Annotated in this window: 23 protein-coding genes; 9 read left to right on the top strand and 14 right to left on the bottom strand. The window is 70.4% G+C overall.

Annotated elements, in window-relative coordinates; translation table 11 throughout:
- The first annotated feature begins 74 nt into the window (after positions 1-74).
- Positions 75-1,004, top strand: a complete 930-nt coding sequence (locus ACIRR9_RS25685; protein WP_403756027.1) for a MaoC/PaaZ C-terminal domain-containing protein — start codon at positions 75-77, stop codon at positions 1,002-1,004.
- Here the strand turns inward: ACIRR9_RS25685 and ACIRR9_RS25680 are convergent.
- From ACIRR9_RS25680 to ACIRR9_RS25640, 9 genes are all read right to left on the bottom strand, one after another.
- Positions 978-1,334, bottom strand: a complete 357-nt coding sequence (locus tag ACIRR9_RS25680; RefSeq protein WP_403756024.1) for a hypothetical protein — start codon at positions 1,332-1,334, stop codon at positions 978-980. The two genes, ACIRR9_RS25685 and ACIRR9_RS25680, sit on opposite strands and share 27 nt — an antisense overlap.
- A 218-nt stretch (positions 1,335-1,552) precedes the next feature.
- Positions 1,553-2,206: a TetR/AcrR family transcriptional regulator gene (locus tag ACIRR9_RS25675; RefSeq protein WP_123975047.1), complete on the bottom strand. Its 654-nt coding sequence runs from the start codon at positions 2,204-2,206 to the stop codon at positions 1,553-1,555.
- A gap of 40 nt (positions 2,207-2,246) precedes the next feature.
- Complete coding sequence (locus ACIRR9_RS25670; RefSeq protein ID WP_403756021.1) at positions 2,247-2,561, bottom strand: DUF4229 domain-containing protein; 315 nt, start codon at positions 2,559-2,561, stop codon at positions 2,247-2,249.
- 75 nt (positions 2,562-2,636) lie between these two features.
- Positions 2,637-3,161: a GNAT family N-acetyltransferase gene (locus ACIRR9_RS25665; protein ID WP_403756019.1), complete on the bottom strand. Its 525-nt coding sequence runs from the start codon at positions 3,159-3,161 to the stop codon at positions 2,637-2,639.
- 205 nt (positions 3,162-3,366) lie between these two features.
- Positions 3,367-4,530 carry an aminofutalosine synthase MqnE gene (gene mqnE / locus ACIRR9_RS25660; RefSeq protein ID WP_365335783.1) on the bottom strand — a complete coding sequence of 388 codons (1,164 nt, stop codon included), beginning with the start codon at positions 4,528-4,530 and terminating at the stop codon, positions 3,367-3,369.
- Positions 4,531-4,612: 82 nt separating this feature from the next.
- On the bottom strand, positions 4,613-5,068 hold the full coding sequence (locus tag ACIRR9_RS25655; RefSeq protein WP_403756015.1) for an Lrp/AsnC family transcriptional regulator: 456 nt from the start codon (positions 5,066-5,068) through the stop codon (positions 4,613-4,615).
- A gap of 106 nt (positions 5,069-5,174) precedes the next feature.
- On the bottom strand, positions 5,175-5,819 hold the full coding sequence (locus ACIRR9_RS25650) for a UbiX family flavin prenyltransferase (RefSeq protein WP_403756012.1): 645 nt from the start codon (positions 5,817-5,819) through the stop codon (positions 5,175-5,177).
- 227 nt (positions 5,820-6,046) lie between these two features.
- Positions 6,047-6,949 carry a menaquinone biosynthesis prenyltransferase MqnP gene (gene mqnP / locus ACIRR9_RS25645; RefSeq protein ID WP_403756009.1) on the bottom strand — a complete coding sequence of 301 codons (903 nt, stop codon included), beginning with the start codon at positions 6,947-6,949 and terminating at the stop codon, positions 6,047-6,049.
- Complete coding sequence (locus ACIRR9_RS25640) at positions 6,946-8,403, bottom strand: menaquinone biosynthesis decarboxylase (RefSeq protein WP_123975060.1); 1,458 nt, start codon at positions 8,401-8,403, stop codon at positions 6,946-6,948. Before ACIRR9_RS25640 ends, mqnP begins: the two co-directional genes overlap by 4 nt.
- Before the next feature lie 64 nt (positions 8,404-8,467).
- Here ACIRR9_RS25640 and ACIRR9_RS25635 point away from each other — a divergent pair, with 64 nt between their 5' ends.
- The gene (locus tag ACIRR9_RS25635) at positions 8,468-9,034 is read left to right on the top strand and encodes a TlpA family protein disulfide reductase (RefSeq protein WP_403756005.1); all 567 of its coding nucleotides are present in this window, start codon (positions 8,468-8,470) and stop codon (positions 9,032-9,034) included.
- A 52-nt stretch (positions 9,035-9,086) separates the two neighbouring features.
- Here the strand turns inward: ACIRR9_RS25635 and ACIRR9_RS25630 are convergent, their stop codons facing one another.
- Positions 9,087-9,569, bottom strand: coding sequence for a DUF3515 family protein (locus ACIRR9_RS25630; protein ID WP_403756002.1), 483 nt, complete (start codon positions 9,567-9,569; stop codon positions 9,087-9,089).
- 94 nt (positions 9,570-9,663) lie between these two features.
- Between ACIRR9_RS25630 and ACIRR9_RS25625 the strand changes: the two genes are divergently transcribed.
- Together ACIRR9_RS25625 and ACIRR9_RS25620 are read left to right on the top strand one after the other, a co-directional pair.
- The gene (locus tag ACIRR9_RS25625; protein ID WP_403755999.1) at positions 9,664-9,930 is read left to right on the top strand and encodes a PLD nuclease N-terminal domain-containing protein; all 267 of its coding nucleotides are present in this window, start codon (positions 9,664-9,666) and stop codon (positions 9,928-9,930) included.
- 201 nt (positions 9,931-10,131) lie between these two features.
- On the top strand, positions 10,132-10,389 hold the full coding sequence (locus ACIRR9_RS25620; protein WP_403755996.1) for a hypothetical protein: 258 nt from the start codon (positions 10,132-10,134) through the stop codon (positions 10,387-10,389).
- Here ACIRR9_RS25620 and ACIRR9_RS25615 read toward each other — a convergent pair.
- The 3 genes from ACIRR9_RS25615 to ACIRR9_RS25605 form a co-directional block, all read right to left on the bottom strand.
- On the bottom strand, positions 10,386-12,155 hold the full coding sequence (locus tag ACIRR9_RS25615; protein ID WP_403755993.1) for a protein kinase: 1,770 nt from the start codon (positions 12,153-12,155) through the stop codon (positions 10,386-10,388). The genes ACIRR9_RS25620 and ACIRR9_RS25615 overlap by 4 nt on opposite strands.
- 250 nt (positions 12,156-12,405) lie before the next feature.
- Positions 12,406-12,936, bottom strand: coding sequence for a hypothetical protein (locus ACIRR9_RS25610; protein WP_403755990.1), 531 nt, complete (start codon positions 12,934-12,936; stop codon positions 12,406-12,408).
- A gap of 40 nt (positions 12,937-12,976) precedes the next feature.
- Positions 12,977-13,186, bottom strand: coding sequence for a DUF397 domain-containing protein (locus ACIRR9_RS25605; RefSeq protein ID WP_403755987.1), 210 nt, complete (start codon positions 13,184-13,186; stop codon positions 12,977-12,979).
- A 2-nt stretch (positions 13,187-13,188) separates the two neighbouring features.
- On the opposite strand from ACIRR9_RS25605, the gene ACIRR9_RS25600 reads away from it, so the two are divergent.
- Together ACIRR9_RS25600 and ACIRR9_RS25595 are read left to right on the top strand one after the other, a co-directional pair.
- Positions 13,189-13,626 carry a hypothetical protein gene (locus ACIRR9_RS25600; protein ID WP_403755984.1) on the top strand — a complete coding sequence of 146 codons (438 nt, stop codon included), beginning with the start codon at positions 13,189-13,191 and terminating at the stop codon, positions 13,624-13,626.
- Between the two features lie 87 nt (positions 13,627-13,713).
- Positions 13,714-13,836 carry a hypothetical protein gene (locus tag ACIRR9_RS25595; RefSeq protein ID WP_403755981.1) on the top strand — a complete coding sequence of 41 codons (123 nt, stop codon included), beginning with the start codon at positions 13,714-13,716 and terminating at the stop codon, positions 13,834-13,836.
- Positions 13,837-13,842: 6 nt separating this feature from the next.
- Here the strand turns inward: ACIRR9_RS25595 and ACIRR9_RS25590 are convergent, their stop codons facing one another.
- Positions 13,843-14,193: a helix-turn-helix domain-containing protein gene (locus ACIRR9_RS25590; protein WP_365335757.1), complete on the bottom strand. Its 351-nt coding sequence runs from the start codon at positions 14,191-14,193 to the stop codon at positions 13,843-13,845.
- A 107-nt stretch (positions 14,194-14,300) separates the two neighbouring features.
- On the opposite strand from ACIRR9_RS25590, the gene ACIRR9_RS25585 reads away from it, so the two are divergent.
- The 3 genes from ACIRR9_RS25585 to ACIRR9_RS25575 all read left to right on the top strand — a co-directional run bounded on the left by ACIRR9_RS25585 (position 14,301) and on the right by ACIRR9_RS25575 (position 16,882).
- A complete protein-coding gene (locus tag ACIRR9_RS25585) occupies positions 14,301-14,951 on the top strand; it encodes an NAD(P)H-dependent oxidoreductase (RefSeq protein WP_365335754.1) in 651 nt (216 codons plus the stop codon).
- Between the two features lie 119 nt (positions 14,952-15,070).
- Positions 15,071-15,319: a chaplin gene (locus ACIRR9_RS25580; protein ID WP_403755977.1), complete on the top strand. Its 249-nt coding sequence runs from the start codon at positions 15,071-15,073 to the stop codon at positions 15,317-15,319.
- 168 nt (positions 15,320-15,487) lie between these two features.
- The gene (locus ACIRR9_RS25575; protein WP_403755974.1) at positions 15,488-16,882 is read left to right on the top strand and encodes a purine-cytosine permease family protein; all 1,395 of its coding nucleotides are present in this window, start codon (positions 15,488-15,490) and stop codon (positions 16,880-16,882) included.
- Positions 16,883-16,886 lie beyond the last annotated feature (4 nt).

Here is a 16,886-nt window from a genome sequence, read left to right as displayed (position 1 = left end):
TCGCTGTGGGTGCGTTGTGGCTGGTCGCGCTCACGCGGCGGTAGCCGCATATCGAACAAGGCCGCGCGCCCCTGATGGGGCGCTTCCCTCAACGGTGTCGGAAGGCGAACCCTGTGATCGTCCTCAGTAATGCCCCCTCCCTCGGGCCCCTGCTGGCGCGAGGCGCTCTGCTCTCCCCCTTCAAGAAGCCCTCCCCCGACGCCGACTTCCCCCGCGCCCGGCTCGTGCTTCCCGCCCTCCGGCCCGATCTCCGGAAGCTCGCCGCCTACGAACGCGTCTGCGGTTTCGCCACCGGGGACGACGGGCTGCCCGTCACCTACCCCCATGTCCTCGGGTTTCCGCTGGCCATGCGGCTCATGAGCGGGCGGGACTTTCCGTTGCCGCTGCTGGGACTGGTGCACACCTCCATCGAGATCGTGCGCCACGCCGAACTGCCCGGCGACGCGACGTACGAGATCTCCGTGCACATCGAGAAGTTGAGTCCGCATCGGCGCGGGACCGAGGCCACCGTCGTGACCGAGGTGCGGGTCGCGGACGACATGGTGTGGGAGTCGCGGAGCACCTATCTGGCACGGCACCGGACCGGAACCGCACCTGCGGACGGGCCCCGGGAGCAGGAGCGCGCTCCCCTGCCCGCCGTCGAGGAGTGGAGGATCGCCGGGGACGTCGGGCGGCGGTACGGTGCCGCCTCCGGGGACCGCAACCCCATCCATCTGCACCCGCTGACCGCCCGGCTCTTCGGCTTTCCCCGTGCCATCGCGCACGGCATGTGGACCGTGGCCCGGTGTCTCGCCGCCCACGGTGCGCCCGAACGGGCGCGGGTGACGGCGGAGTTCAGGGCGCCGGTGCTGTTGCCGGGGACGGTGACGTACGCGGAGGACGACGCCGGGCGGTTCGAGTTGCGGGACGGGGACCGTGTGCACGTCGAGGGACGGGTGGAACGGCTCGGCCCGGGGCCGCTCCAGGGCCGCCCGGGTTCAGTACCTCTTCCAGGCGATCAGTGAGTTCTTCTTCCCTCCCGGGTTGTAACCCAGGTCCAGGTAACCGGAGTTGGCGCGGGGGGTGGTGAAGCCGGTCGCCTCCGTGCTGAAGGTCAGGCCGCTGTCGCTCGGGGTGTCGTACTGGATCCACGCGTTGTTGCTCGCGTAGCCGTAGAGCACGATCGCGTGGTACCCGTAGTAGCCCTCCGCGCTCCAGATCGGCAGGTCTCCGCCCTGGATGGCCGCGATGAGCGGGGCGCCCCAGTTCTTGACGTCGACCTGGACGCGCGCGAAGAGCAGCTTGGCGCTGTCAGGGCCAGTTGAGGCCGCACCCGTATCGTCCGCGGGCCACACAGAGAATAAATGACCCCCTTGTCCGCCTCCGACGGCTTTCGCACCACCCTCTCGCGGCGGCCTTTTTACTCAACCATTCCGATACCCGGAGCGTGACATCAGGATTGCTTAACCTCGAAGCCACCTCGGCCAGGCAGGCCCGGACCGCCCGGCTTTCCCAGATTTATTTTCGATGTCAATTCACTGTGGGCGTTCTGTGCGCGGAAAACGCCGCGAAATCAATCAGAAGACACCGTCGGCTGGGACCAGGGACGCCCCTCCATCAGGTTGCCCAGACCCGCCCACGCGAAGTTCATCAGGGTCGCCGCCGCCTGCCTGGCGGTGACTCCGGGGGTCGCGTTGGCCCAGTCGGCGAGGGACTCGGCGGCGCCGACCAACGCCTCGGCGAGCCCCACGACCTCGCGTTCGGGCAGGTCGGGATCGCGGTGCGCCTCGCGCGCGGCCACGACGATCAACTGGGTCACGAACTCCACGATCTCCGTGCGCATCGCCGCCGCCTGGGAGGCGAACCGCTCGCCGTGCGTGCGCGCCTGGAGGTGCAGCACCGACCAGCCGTCGGGATGTTCGGCGGTGTGCGCGAAGAACGCCTGGAGCCCGTCCCAGAGCTGGCGGTCGGCGGGCAGCTCGCGGTGCACGCCGGCCCGGACCGCCTCGGTCAGCGCCTTCGCCTCACGGCGGATGCACGCCGCGAACAGGTCGTCCTTCGAGTTGAGATACAGGTACACCAACGGCTTGGAGACACCGGCGAGTTCGGCGATCTCGTCCATCGACGCGGCCATGTAGCCGCGCTGCCCGAAGGTCCGCACGGCGGCGTCCAGCATCTGCTGCTCACGCACCGCGCGCGGCATCCGCTTGGTCTTCACGGTCCCCATGGAGACCAAGCCTAGTTGGGTCCGCAGGCGCGGGCGTCGCTCAGGAAGAGGTCTGGGCCTGGCCCTGGGTCTGGGCCTCCGCCTCGTCGACCGCGTCGTCCTCCTGGCTGCGGTTGGCCTCGATGTTGGCCTTCATCCGGTCGACCCGCTGCGAGACCTGCACGGAGGCGCGGTCCCGCTCCTTGCGCAGCACGATGAAACTGATCGGCGCGGACAGGACGAGGGAGAGCAGCAGGACCCACAGGAGATTGGAGTCGCCGAAGCCACGCGGGAACGCGCCGGCGTAGACGAGGCCCCAGACGACGAGGAGGCAGCCCGCGAAGATACCGAGGCGCATCAGCGTGTAGCGGAGCATCTCAATCCAGTCTTCCGATGACGAAAAGGGGCACCGTCCAGTGAAGCACGGCACGGGACCGATCTTGCACCGGGGTCAGGTGAGCGGAAACAGCATGGTGATGTCGTCGCGGTCGTCCCCGGGCGCGACCCGGATCGCGCCCGGGACCCGGCCGACCTCCTTGTAGCCGCAGGAGCCGTAGAAGCGTTCCAGGCCGTGACCGCCACGGCAGGTGAGCCGTATCGCGTCTATCCCGTCGAAGCGACGGGCCTCGTCGGCGGCGGCCGCGAGCAGGTCCCGTCCGTACCCGCGCCCCTGGTGCTTCGGATGCACCATCACCGTGTACAGCCACACCCAGTGCGTCATCAGCCGGTGGGTGTTGAAGGAGAAGAAGGCGGTGGCGGCGACGTCACCGGTCTCGTCCTGCCCGACGAGCAGCCGGTTGCGGCCTTCGGCCATGGCCACCATGTGCTTCACCAGCTCCGGACGGATCTCCCCCCGGGTCACGGGCGCGACGAAGCCGACGGCTCCGCCGGCGTTCGAGACGTCCGTCCACAGGTCGAGGACACCGTCGCGGAGGGCGGGGGTGACTGCGGGGTCGAGGGTGAAGGTAAGGGGCATGGCGCGATCGTATCTATTACACGGGGGCGTGTGCGACGACTATTCGCCATGCGGACCAGGGTGCGTTGTCGGGTACGGGTGCATGGGGGCTGATCGCGCAGTTCCCCGCGCCCCTGAAGGGGCGCACTGCCGCGCCCCTTCTTTTAGGGGCGCGGGAAACTGCGCGACAAACCACGACGCGCCCGCACCCGATAACCGGGCCCACTCACACACGCATCGGCTGCGGGGACTCGCGGCGCGCCGGGTCCGGGCCGTCGTACTCGCGGATGATCTCGTAGCGCGTGTTCCGTTCCACCGGGCGGAAGCCCGCGTCGCGGATCAGGTCCAGGAGGTCCTCGCGGGTCAGCTTGTTCGGCGTGCCGTAGTTGTCCGCGTCGTGGGTGATCTTGTACTCGACCACCGAGCCGTCCATGTCGTCCGCACCGTGCTGGAGGGCCAGCTGGGCCGTCTGCACGCCGTGCATGACCCAGAAGACCTTCACGTGCGGAACGTTGTCGAACAACAACCGGGAGACCGCGAAGGTCTTCAGGGCCTCCGCGCCGGTCGCCATCTGGGTGCGGGCCTGGAGGCGGTTGCGGACCTTGCCGTCCTTCATGTCCACGAAGTCGTGCTGGTAGCGGAGCGGGATGAAGACCTGGAAGCCGTTCGTCTCGTCCTGGAGTTCACGCAGGCGCAGGACGTGGTCGACGCGGTGGCGGGGCTCCTCGATGTGGCCGTACAGCATGGTGCTCGGGGTCTTCAGACCCTTCTCGTGCGCCAGGCGGTGGATCCGGGACCAGTCCTCCCAGTGGGTGCGGTGGTCCACGATGTGCTGGCGGACCTCCCAGTCGAAGATCTCCGCACCGCCGCCGGTCAGGGACTCCAGGCCGGCGTCGATCAGCTCGTCGAGGATCTCGGAGGCGGACAGACCGGAGATCGTCTCGAAGTGGTGGATCTCGGTGGCGGTGAACGCCTTCAGCGAGACGTTCGGAAGGGCCGCCTTCAGCTCCCGCAGCGAACGCGGGTAGTAGCGCCACGGCAGGTTCGGGTGCAGGCCGTTGACGATGTGGAGCTCGGTGAGGTTCTCGTTCTCCATCGCCTTCGCGAGCTTCACCGCCTCCTCGATGCGCATCGTGTACGCGTCCTTCTCGCCCGGCTTGCGCTGGAACGAGCAGTAGGCGCAGGACGCCGTGCACACGTTGGTCATGTTGAGGTGGCGGTTGACGTTGAAGTGGACGACATCGCCGTTCTTCCGCGTCCGCACCTCGTGGGCGAGGCCGCCCAGCCAGGCCAGGTCGTCCGACTCGTACAGCGCGATGCCGTCCTCGCGGGACAGCCGCTCGCCGGAGCGGACCTTCTCCTCCAGCTCACGCTTGAGCCCGACGTCCATACCTCAACCTTTCTACGACAGCTCGACCAACCGTACTCCCCCGCCCTTCGGGCGGGAGGTGCCCCCAAACGGCGCTCCGCGCCTAGGACTCTTCGGGCAGCTCACCCACCCGGTTCTCCCACTTCGTGGAGAGAACGATCGTGGTGCGGGTCCGGGACACGCCCTTCGTGCCGGACAGCCTCCGGATGGTCTTCTCCAGCCCGTCGACGTCCGTGGAGCGCACCTTGAGCATGAAGGAGTCGTCGCCGGCGATGAACCAGCAGTCCTCGATCTCCGGCAGGTCCCGCAGCCGCTGTGCCACGTCCTCGTGGTCGGCCGCGTCGGAGAGGGAGATGCCGATCAGGGCGGTTACACCGAGGCCGAGCGAGGCCGCGTCGACGGTCGCGCGGTAGCCGGTGATGACCCCGGCCGCCTCCAGCCGGTTGATGCGGTCGGTGACGCTCGGTCCCGACAGTCCGACGAGGCGCCCCAGCTCCGCGTACGAGGCCCGGCCGTTCTCCCTCAGGGCCTGGATGAGCTGCCTGTCCACGGCGTCCATGCGATCGAAGCCTTCCGCTGAAAGTTCCCGAAGTAGATGAGAGGTACTGCAGAGGTGGTGCCGGTGCTGCCAGTGGTGCCGGTAGTGCCGTTGGTGCCGAGTACTGCTACTTGCTGCCGCCCCCGAGGTCGCCCTCCCAGCGGCGGTAGAGCCGGTGCCCGACGCCCACCGCGTCCAGCGCCCGCCCGGCGACGAAGTCGACGAGGTCCTGGATGTGGGTGGCGCCCGCGTAGAACGCCGGCGAGGTGGGGACGACGACCGCACCCAGGTCGTCCAGGGTGACCAGATGGCGCAGTGTCTGGCCGTTGAGGGGGGTCTCGCGGACGGCGACGACGAGCGGGCGGCGCTCCTTCAGCGTCACACTGGCCGCCCGCTGGAGCAGGTCCTTGGAGAGCCCGAGCGCGACCCCGGCGACGGCCGCGGTGGACGCCGGCACGATCAGCATGCCCTTGGCCGGATACGACCCCGAGGACGGCCCCGCGGCCAGGTCCCCGGCGTTCCAGTACCGCACCCGCGTCAGGTCGGTCTCGAAGGTCCCCGGCTTGCCGTCGGCGCCCCTCGCCAGCCATTCCCCCAGGTCTTCCTGCCAGTGTGCGTCCCGGAAGGAGATCCCGGTCTCGTCCAGCAGGGTGAGCCGTGAGGCCCGGGAGACCACCAGGTCCACGCTCTCCCCGGCCGCCAGCAGGGCGCGCAGCACAGCGGCGGCATACGGCGTACCGGACGCCCCGGACACCCCCACGATCCAAGGCACGCGCTGCGATTCTCCTGCGTTCACACCACGAGCGTACCGGCGCGCCCCATCGTGTTCAGGACGGGGCGGCAGCCTGGGCGCGATCCCCGCGCAGCCGGGGCGCAGTTGACCGTGAACGGATGCATGGGAATCGCCCTCGGATCATCCCCGCCGCGGCGGGGACTTCGGACAACGTAACCCGTGGAGGCCCCCGGGACCGGCCGTCCGATCGCCGCCACTCGAAGGGGCTAAACCGAGAGCCCTCGCACCAGCAGGTCGATCAGGGCGCAGACGAAGAGGCTGATGCCGATGAAACCGTTCGTCGAGAAGAACGCCCGGTTCAGACGGGACAGGTCGTGGGGGCGGACGATCGTGTGTTCGTAGACGAACGCTCCGGCCACGATCAGCAGGCCCAGCCAGAAGAACGCGCCGGCGTGCGTGGCCAGGGCGTACCAGACGAACAGCGCCGTCGTCAGCGCGTGGCACACCCGGGCGCCCCAGATCGCCGCCGGGATGCCGAAGCGGGCCGGGACCGACAGCACGCCGATCTCGCGGTCGGTCTCGACGTCCTGGCAGGCGTAGATCAGGTCGAAGCCGCCGATCCAGATACCGACGGCGAGGCCGAGGATCACCGCGTCCCAGGACCACTCACCGGTGATCGCCAGCCAGCCGCCGATCGGGCCCATGGCCTGGGCGAGGCCGAGGATGGCCTGCGGGAAGTTCGTGAACCGCTTGCCGTAGGGGTAGACGACCATCGGGATCACGGCGACCGGCGCGAGCGCCAGGCAGAGGGGGTTGAGCAGGGCCGCCGAGCCGAGGAAGACCGCCACCGCGATCAGCGCGCCGGTCCAGGCGTGCTTCACGCTCATCGCGCCGGTGACCAGCTCACGGTGGGCCGTGCGCGGGTTCCGGGCGTCGATCTCGCGGTCGATGATCCGGTTCACCGCCATCGCGAAGGTGCGCAGGCCCACCATGCAGATGGTGACCAGGAGCAGCCGTCCCCAGTGGATGTTCCGGTCCAGCTCGAACATCGCGGTCAGCGCTGCGATGTACGCGAAGGGCAGCGCGAAGACCGAGTGCTCGATCATCACCAGGCGGAGGAACGCCTTGGTGCGTCCCGGCTGCGGGAGTGCTGCGGAGGCGGAGCTCACAGGCCGTACTCCTTCCAGCGGCGGTCCACGAGAGCCGCCGTATCCGGGTCCGACAGGACCATGTCCGGCCAGCCCCCGTCCCTGGTGTAGCCCTCCTCGGGCCACTTCTTCGTCGCGTCGATGCCCGCCTTGCCGCCCCAGAACTGCTGGTACGACGCGTGGTCGAGGTGGTCGACGGGGCCTTCCACGATGCTGAGGTCACGGGCGTAGTCGGTGTTGCCGAGGGCCCGCCAGGCGACCTCGTGCAGGTCGTGGACGTCGCAGTCGGAGTCGACGACCACGATCAGCTTGGTGAGCGACATCATGTGCGCCCCCCAGATCGCGTGCATGACCTTCTGCGCGTGCTTCGGGTACTTCTTGTCGATCGAGACGATCGCACAGTTGTGGAAACCGCCGGCCTCGGGGAGGTGGTAGTCCACGATGTCCGGGACGATGATCTTCAGCAGCGGGAGGAAGAAGCGCTCCGTGGCGCGGCCGAGCGGGCCGTCCTCCGTCGGGGGGCGGCCGACGACGATCGACTGGAGCAGCGGCCGCTTCCGCATCGTCACGCAGTCGATGGTCAGCGCCGGGAACGGCTCCTGCGGGGTGTAGAAGCCGGTGTGGTCGCCGAAGGGCCCCTCCGGCAGCATCTCGCCCGGCTCCAGCCAGCCCTCCAGGACGACCTCCGCCTGCGCCGGGACCTGGAGCGGAACGGTCTTGCAGTCGACCATCTCGGTCCGCTTGCCCGCGATGAACCCGGCGAAGAGGTACTCGTCGATGTCACCGGGGAGGGGTGCGGTGGAGGCGTAGGTCACGGCGGGCGGGCAGCCGAAGGCGATCGCGACCGGGAGGCGCTCACCCCGCCGCGCCGCCACCTGGTAGTGGTTGCGGCTGTCCTTGTGGATCTGCCAGTGCATGCCGATGGTGCGCTTGTCGTGGCGCTGCAGCCGGTAGAGGCCCAGGTTCCGGATGCCGGTCTCCGGGTCCTTGGTGTGGGTCAGCCCCAGGTTGAAGAAGGAGCCGCCGTCCTGCGGCCAGGTGAACAGGGCCGGGAGCTGCTCCAGGTCGACCTCGTCACCGTGCAGGACGACCTCCTGCACCGGAGCGTTGTCGGACTTCACCTTCTTCGGCGGTACGTGCGTCATCGCGCCGAGCTTCCCGAACGCCTCGCGCACCCCGACGAACCCGTGCGGCAGCTCGGGGCGCAGCAGCCCGCCGATCTTCTCGGAGATCTCGCCGTACGACTTCAGGCCGAGGGCCTTGAGCAGGCGCCGGTCGGTGCCGAACACGTTCATCGCGAGGGGCATCGACGACCCCTTCACGTTCTCGAAGAGCAGCGCCGGTCCGCCGGACTTCTGGACCCGGTCGACGATCTCCCCGACCTCCAGGTACGGGTCGACCTCGGCCTTGACACGCTTGAGGTCTCCCTCGCGCTCCAGTGCCCTGAGCAGGGAGCGAAGATCGTCGTAAGCCATGTGTCCCAGTATCGGCCACCCGGGGTCCGGGCCCGGTCACCGCCCCCTGCGATACTCGACGGCCGTGACACCTCACCGCCCGTTACCGCTGCTCGCCCTGCTGCTGCTCACGTGCTCGCTCGCCGCCTGTGCACCGCGGCAGGAGACCGGCGGCTCCCCCGCCTCGCCGCTGACCCGCGTCCCGGCCGCCGACCGGAAGACAGCACCCGACCTCACCGGCAGCAGCCTCGACGGCAGGGCGGTACGGCTCGCCGACTACCGGGGCAAGGTCGTCGTCCTGAACGTCTGGGCGTCCTGGTGCGGCCCCTGCCGGGCCGAGGCACCCGAACTCTCCAAGGTGCAGCAGGAGTTGGCCGCCAAGGGCGTCCAGGTGCTCGGCGTGGACACGGATGCGGAGCGGGCCAGGGGGCGGGCGTTCCAGAACGAGCACAAGCTGGTCTATCCGAGCCTGCACGACCCCGCGAGCCGTCAGCTCCTCCGGCTGCCCAGGGGCTACAGGGCGCCGGCGCTGCCGTACACCCTCTTCATCGACCGCGACGGGAAGATCGCCGCGAAGTACGTGAGCCGGCTGACGGGGGCCCAGATCCGCGCCATCACACGGCCACTGCTGGCGGAGCGGGCGTCCGGCTGACGCCCGGCGCGCAATGTCCAGTACTCATTCCCCGCCGCTCGATCCCCGTCACTCAATGCCCGCCGCTCTCAAGGCACTTGGCGCCCTTCCTGATCGGCGCGACCAGGTTGCTCAGGTCCACCAGCAGCGCGTCCGGGCGGGTCGCCGAGTCCGTGACCGAGACCTCCACAGCCGGGCTGCGGCCGTAGGTGACCAGCTTCTTGCGGCCGTCCGTCGCCGACTCCCGCCACACCCAGTCCACCCCGTCCACGCTGACGCACGCGTCCGTCGTGGGGCCCGGCTGGGCGACACCGCAGCGCAGCTCCACCTCCCCGTGGCCCCACACCGCGAGCCCCTCGAAGGTGACCCGGTCGCGGGCGGCGCCGTCGAGGCGGTCGGGGTAGCGGTCGGCGAGCCGCGCGCACGCCGGGTCCCCCGCCAGCGGCCCCTGTGCCAGCCCGAACACCGGTGAGTCCAGTTCGCCCGCCACCAGTACGGCGCCGGCCGTCAGACCGGCCACCGCGACGGCCGTCGCGGCCCAGCGTCTGCGAGACAACCCCCACACCCCCACTGATCCCCTCCCGGCCGAGGGAGACCATCATGCCCGCGCCCCCCGTCGCCGGCAGCGCCCACCCGCTACCCTGGCCGCCATGCTCAGGTATCTGCCCTACCTGCTGGTCCTCGCCCTGTGGATCTACACCTTCGTGGACTGCCTCAACACCCCCGAGGACGAGGTCCGCGGCCTGCCGAAGCTGGCGTGGGTGTTCATCATCCTGCTCTTCGGCGAGGTCCTGGTCGGCCCGGTGGCCTGGCTGATCGCGGGCAGGTCCCGACAGCCGCGTGAGCGGTGGGTCGCGCCGGACGACAACCCCGAGTTCCTGAAGTCGCTCAAGCCGGACGATCCGCGCACCGACTGAACCGGGCGACCGGCCGCACCTCCCGCGCCTTTCCGACGGCCGAGGGCGTTCCGTTCCGTCGGCGCGTCTGCTGATCGGGGTGCAGAACGGCCAGCCACCGGTCGAGAACCTCGACGGCTTCCGGGCTTCGCCTTCCTCGCCGCGCGTTTCGGGGTACGCCTGGACGTCGCCGTCATCCACCACACGCAGTGCGGAACCGGCTTGCTCGCCGACCCCGGATTCCGCCGGTCCTTCGCCGACCTGGCGGGACTGGACGACGCCGCCCTGAAGGCGAAGGCCGTGACGGACCCGGTCGAGACCGTGCGGCACGACGTCGCGAAGCTCCTCGGCAGCCCGCTGATGTCCGACGACGTCGTCGCCTCCGTCTCCGGCCATGTGCTGCGACTGGAGACGGGAACCGTCGAAACGGTCGTCGAGGCCACCACACCGGCTGAAGCACGGAGGGCAACGGCCTTCTAGAGCAGCATCTTGATCTGGGCCGCGCTCAACGCCCGCTGGAACACCTGGACTTGTTTGATGGAGCCGGGGAACCAGTCGGAGGGGCCGGTGCTGCCGGTGGCGCGGCCGATCGTCAGGGGTCCGTGGGCGGCGACGGGGTTGCTGTCGTTGATACCGGCCTCCTGGACTCCCCCGACGTACAGCAGGAGTTGGCCGCGTGCCGCGTCGCAGACGCCGACCAGGTGGGTCCAGACGTCCGGCTTCGGGACGGTGTACGACAGGGCGCGCAGGCCGGGACGGGCGAAGGCCCAGCGGTTCTCGGCGGGCGAGTACTGGAGGTAGAAGCCGCTGACGTCACCGGCGTCCTGGCCGACGGCGGTGGCGAAGAACGACGGCCGCCCGCTCAGGCTCACCCACGCGGAGACGGTGAAGCTACGGCCCTTGCCGGTCCTGAGCACCTGCCCCCGGGTCACGATCTGGCTGGACCCGCCGTCGAAGAGAGCGGCCCCGTCCTTGCCCCGCCCCCAGCCCACCGCGGTCGCGGTGCCGGGGTACTGCCCGGTGTCGTCGGCGGCGACCGTCCCGGAGGTCTCGTCCAGCGGCCAGGCGTCGAGCGGCGAGGGTACGGAGACGCCGCCGGCGGCGGCGTGCGGGCCGGGCTTCCCTCCCCCGCCCCGGTTGACGTAGTGCGCGACCGGTACGGCCGCGACCGCGGCGAAGGCGAGCACTCCCCCGGAGACGAGGAAGGCACGGCGACTCGCACCCGGCTTCGTCCCGGGCCCTGCTCCTGCCCCTGTCTCGGGTCTCGTCTCGTACGGCAGCTGCTGGGCCGTGTCGAGCCGGGTGATCGGGCGGGTCGGGACGGCGGGCGGCGCCACAGTCCGTACCGACTCCCCTGCCGGGTCCTGTGCCAGGTCGGCCCGGGGATCCGGATCCGCGACCGCGACCGGGCCCGAACGCGGGAGGAAGGTGGTGGCGTCGGCCGTGGGGCCGATTCCGGCCAGGATCTCGCGCGGAGTGGGCCGCCGGGCCGGGTCCTTGGCCAGGCAGGCGGCGATGAGGGAGGCGAGGGCCGGATCGGTGACGGCCCCGATGTCGGGTTCGTCGTGGACGACGCGGTAGAGCAGCGCCGGGGTGGGGCCGTTCCCGAAGGGGTTGCCGCCGGTGGCCGCATAGGCGAGGACCGCACCCAGCGAGAACACGTCGCTCGCGCCGGTCACCTCACCGCCCGCGACCTGTTCCGGCGACATGAAACCGGGCGAGCCGACCATCAGCCCGGCCCGTGTGATGGTGGCCGACTCGACACTGCGGGCGATGCCGAAGTCGATGACCCGCGGCCCGTCCTCGGCGAGCAGCACGTTCGACGGCTTGAGGTCGCGGTGGACCAGCCGGGCCGCGTGGACGGAGGTGAGCGCCTCGGCCAGCCCGGCGGCGAGCGCGAGCACGTCGGCGGCGGGCAGCGGCCCCCGCTCGGTCACCGCCTCCTGCAACGAGGGCCCGGCGATATAGCTGGTGACCAGCCACGGCAGCGAGGCGTCCGGATCGGCGTCCACGACCGGCGCCGTGAACGCACCGCTGACCTTGCGCGCGGCCTCCACCTCGCGGCGGAAACGGGACCTGAACTCCGGTTGCCCCGCGACCAGTTCGGCGTGCACGACCTTGACGGCGACGGCCCGCCCACCCGGCGAGCGCCCCAGATAGACGCGGCCCATCCCGCCCGCGCCGAGCCGCCCCAGCAGCTGGTACTCCCCGACGGAGCGCGGATCGCCCGGCTCCAGAGCTGCCACGATCCCTCCCGCGCCACCGGCCTCAGCAGACCCGGTCAGCATAGGACCGGCGGCCCCGCGGGATGGCCAATTCCCGCCCCTGTAGGGCAAGTTGCCCCCTGGTCTGCCCTTTCAGGGCGCCGCGTCGAACCAGGGCGGTGCGGGGGCGTACCGCGACGGCCCTGCGGCTGACCGGCGAGCGCATCGTCGGCCGGCGATGAACCCCCGTCCGTGACGGTGCACACCGTCACGGACGGGGAAGCGGAGGCGGTCAGATGAAGGTCACGTCCCAGTGGACGCCGCCGCGCTTGGGGGTCTCGTAGACGTACTCCAGGGAGATGCGGTCGAGGGTGCCGTACCAGCGGGGGTCGTTGCCGCGCGACGTGCCCTTGTGCTGGGTCGTCTTGATCCACTTGGTGAGGCAGGCGCCCTCGTTACGGGTACGCAGGTCGAGCTTGTATCCCTTGGCGTGAGAGCGGGGGCCGGCACTGTGGCCGGACTCGGTGCCGCCGGTGATGGTGATCGTGCAGCGGCTGGCCTTCTTCAGGGCGATGACACCCTGGATGGTGCGGGCGCGCACACCTTCGAGGGAGGTGTGGCCGACGGGGCGCTTGATGCCGGCGGCGGCGAGCTGCGCGAGGGCCTGCCGATTGGTCAGCCGGGCGTTGCCGACCGGGGTGCTGGTGCCGGCGGAGTGCCACTGCACGGGGTTCGCCTGGGCGGACGCCGGCAGGGCTCCCGGCAGGATCGCGACGCCCGCGAGCGCCGCACCGAGCATCAGGCTCTTGATCGTATTTCGCATGACCCGCTTAACGACCTTGAGCGCGGGCAGGTCACTGGGCCTACGCCCGATCCACCTCAAGGGGGACCCCCGCGACGAAGACCGACCAGACCGAGCGTTCGACGACGATGACCGGGCCGTCGGGGGTCTTGCTGTCACGGATGGGGACGACCGACCTGAACTCGGGCGCGAATTCGCGGCAGTTGCCGCCGTCGTTGCCGCTGTAGCCGCTTTTGATCCATCTGGCTGCGCTGAGCTCGTGCCTGGTCATGGGTGCGCTCGTACCGTGAAAGCCGGATCGAAGCGGGAACGGTCGTCTACGACCCCCGTTCGGACAAGGCCGGCGAACACCGCGGCACCGCGGGCCCGTACGCGCTGCTGCGACCGGTCGGCGGCGGCCGGGAGTGGGAGGCGCGGCCGGAGTCGCTCCGGGCGGCGACGGCCGAGGAGCGGCTGAGTGCGGAGGTGCGGGCCGTCAACCGGCGTTCCAGTACGCCGGGTTACCCGGCCCTGGAAGAACCGGCACCGGAACCGGTGCCCGGCTGTGCCGCCTGCGCGGAGTTCGCGGCGCAGCGGGCGGGCGGGCGGGCGCCGAGGCGCGGTGCGACGCAGGTGCGGCGACCGATGCCTGTGTACTGCTGCGCAGGCATCTGCGGAGCGACCACCGGGGCACCCGACCGCGCCGGACGTTCCGGTTCGTGCCGTATCTGATCACGCAGGACGACACCGCCGAGCCGGAGTACGAGGCGTACTGCGTGTCCGGGGAGGAGGCGGTGTGGGGCGGCGTCGGGGCCGTGCGTGTCGCCGGCGGCCGTGGAGGAGTGGCAGCGCGGGCACACCCGGGACACCCGGCATGTGCGCTACCGCCGCAGCTTCACGGACTACGCCGTCCTGGAGCCGGAGGGCACGCGGCGGTCCTGACGTCGGTCAGCAGGGCCGGTCCGGCAGGTGTTCCTTCGCCCACTCGCCGAGTTCCTTGAGCGAGGGCTCCAGTGCGGCCCCCGCGGCGGTCAGGCGGTAGGCGACCCGCAGCGGCGGCCCTTCGTCGACCTCGCGTACGACGAGTCCCGCGGCGGCGAGTTCGGCGAGGCGGTCGGAGAGCATGCGCTCGCTGATGCCGGGGATGGCGCGGCGCAGGTTGGCGAAGTGCGTCGGCTGGTCCAGCAGGACGGACAGGATCGGGCCGTTCCATCGCTTCCCGAGCACCTGGAAGACGCGCGTGATGCCGGCGTCCACGCCTTTGCACTGTTCCGGGTCATGGGCCTGCTCCAACGCCATGGGATCAGGGTACAGCCCCACCATGGGATGGGGCTGAAAAAAAGTAAGCACCTGTGTTATCTATAGCTGAGTACGAATTCTCAGCCACAAACTTTCTGGAGCCCCCCATGGCCACCCTTCTGCACATCGACTCGTCGCTCCTCCCGGGCCAGGCCTCCGCCTCCCGCGCCGTCACCGACGCCTTCCGCAAGGCGTGGCAGGAGCAGCACCCCGACGGCACGGTGATCTACCGCGACCTGGCGGCGGAGCCGGTGCCGCACATCACCGCGGACGCCCACCTCGCCGGTTTCGTCGACCCCGCCGACCACACCCCCGGGCAGGCGGCCGCCTTCGCGGACCGCGTGAAGCTGATCGAGGAGCTGGAGCAGGCGGACGCGGTGCTCATCGGCGCCCCGATGTACAACTTCACGATCCCGTCGACGCTGAAGGCGTGGCTGGACAACGTGGTGCTGTTCGGCCGCACGATGGGCGAGAACCCCTCCGCCAAGGGCACCCCGGTCACCGTCGTGGCCAGCCGCGGCGGCTCCTACGCGCCGGGCACCCCGCGGGAGCCGTTCGAGTACGTCCAGAACTACCTGTCCGCGGCTCTCGGCGACGGTCTCGGCCTCGACGTCGACTTCATCGTGCCGGAGCTGACCATGGCTCCGCAGAACCCGGCCATGACCGAGCTCGTGCCGCTCTACGAGGCCTCCCGCGAGCGCGCCCTCCAGGAGGCGGCGACCAAGGGCAAGGACCTGGCGGAGCGGCTCGCCGCGTAACCCCGGTCCGGGCCCCGATCAGGCCGTGGATTGGGCCGAACGGCCCAGCGAGGCGTGCGGTTGCGGTGTCGGGCGGGATGTTCTGGGTCACACATCTCCCCGACACCAAGGAGGCTTTCATGCGCATCCGCGTTCTCGCCGCCACCGGCGCCCTCGCCACGGCCCTCGTCCTCACCGGCTCCACCGCCGCCTTCGCGGGCGACGGCGGTGGCGCCGAAGCCCACGGCGCCGCGATCGGCAGCCCGGGCGTACTGTCGGGCAACGTCGTCCAGATCCCGATCGACATCCCGATCAACGTGTGCGGCAACAGCATCGGCGTCATCAGTCTGCTCAGCCCGTCGATCGGGAACCACTGCGTCAACAAGTAACGGACCCGTCGGTTCCTGACGATCCGTTCGAGGGAGCTTCCGGAGGACACCGGCCCTCCGGAGCTCCCCGACCGCGTGCGGGGCGTGCAGGTTGTACGCCGGTGAGCCGTCCGAAGCGGACAGTGCGCCCCTGGGCCGGACCGGGCGCGATCCCGACACTTACCTCGTATGACGACTGCTCCCGCCGGTTCCACCACCAGTGTCGCCCCCGAGTACGGCGACCGGGTCATCGCCGTGGAGGCGGCGGGCTCGGAACCGATCCCCGACGCCGAACGCCACGGCGGCCCGCTCCAGTTGCTGTGGACCTGGGCATCCCCCAACATCGAGTTCGCGACCGTCTACATCGGCGTGATCGCGGTCCTCTTCTTCGGCCTCGACTTCTGGACGGCGACCGCCGCGATCCTGCTGGGCTCCGCGATCGGCGCGGTCACCCAGGGCCTGCTGTCGCTGGACGGGCCCCGGTTCGGTGTCCCCCAGATGGTGATCGGCCGCTTCTCCTTCGGCTTCCTGGGCAACATCCTGCCCTCCGCCGCCAACGGCCTGCTCGCGGGCGTCGGCTGGTTCGCGGTGAACAGCGTGAGCGCGGCCTTCGCCCTGAACACGCTGACCGGACTGCGGCCGCTGCCCGCCCTCCTCCTGGTCGTGGTCGCCGAGATCCTGATCGGCTTCATCGGCCACAATTTCGTGCACACCTTCGAGAAGTACGCGTTCCCGGCGCTCGCGGTGATCTTCCTGCTGGCCGGGGTGTGGACGTTCAAGGACGCCGACCTCGGCGGGGGCGGCTCGGGCGGCGGCATCGGCGGCTTCCTGCTCGCGTTCAGCGCGGCCTGGGGGTACGCGGCGGGCTGGAACCCGTACGCCTCGGACTACTCGCGCTATCTGCCGCGCACGGCGAACAAGGCGAAGACGGTCCTGTGGCCGGCCGTCGGCCTGTTCGTGTCGGTGTCGATCGTCGCCGTCATCGGCGCGGCCTCGGCCACCATCGTCGCCCCGAAGGACGCCACCCCGACGGCGGCCTTCACCGGTCATCTCCCCGGCTGGCTCGGCGACCTGGTGCTGATCGCCATCATGCTCGGCGGGGTCTCCGCGAACGCCCTCAACGTGTACTCCGGCGCGATCTCGATCGCGTCCTTCGGACTGAAACTCCCCACCTGGCTGAGCCGCGGCGCACTGGTCGTGGTGTCGGGCATCGCCGGTACGGCGGCGGCCTGGGCCTCGCTGGACGACGCGGGGGCGGCCTACGAGGGGTTCCTGCTGGTCATCGCGTACTGGGTGGCGCCCTGGCTGGGCGTGGTCCTGGTGGAGCGGTGGCTCCAGGGCCGTACCGCGACGGACCAGGACCTGGCCGCCCGGCTGACCGACCGCTCCTTCACCAACTGGCCGGGCCTCGCCGCCCTGCTGATCGGCGTGGCGGTGTCCGTCCCGCTCTTCTCCAACCAGGAGGACTACGTCGGCTGGGTACCGAAGCACCACCCCTCCTTCGGCGACATCACCCCGGTCGTCGGGTTCGCGGTGAGCGCGCTGCTGTACGCGGCGCTGCGGAAGCGGGCACGCACCTCCTGATCGT

The sequence above is a fragment of the Streptomyces sp. NPDC101234 genome, from assembly GCF_044767525.1.
Taxonomy (GTDB): domain Bacteria; phylum Actinomycetota; class Actinomycetes; order Streptomycetales; family Streptomycetaceae; genus Streptomyces; species Streptomyces sasae.
The sequence above is the reverse complement of the archived record's forward strand: the minus strand, read 5'-3'. Positions and strand labels throughout refer to the sequence as shown.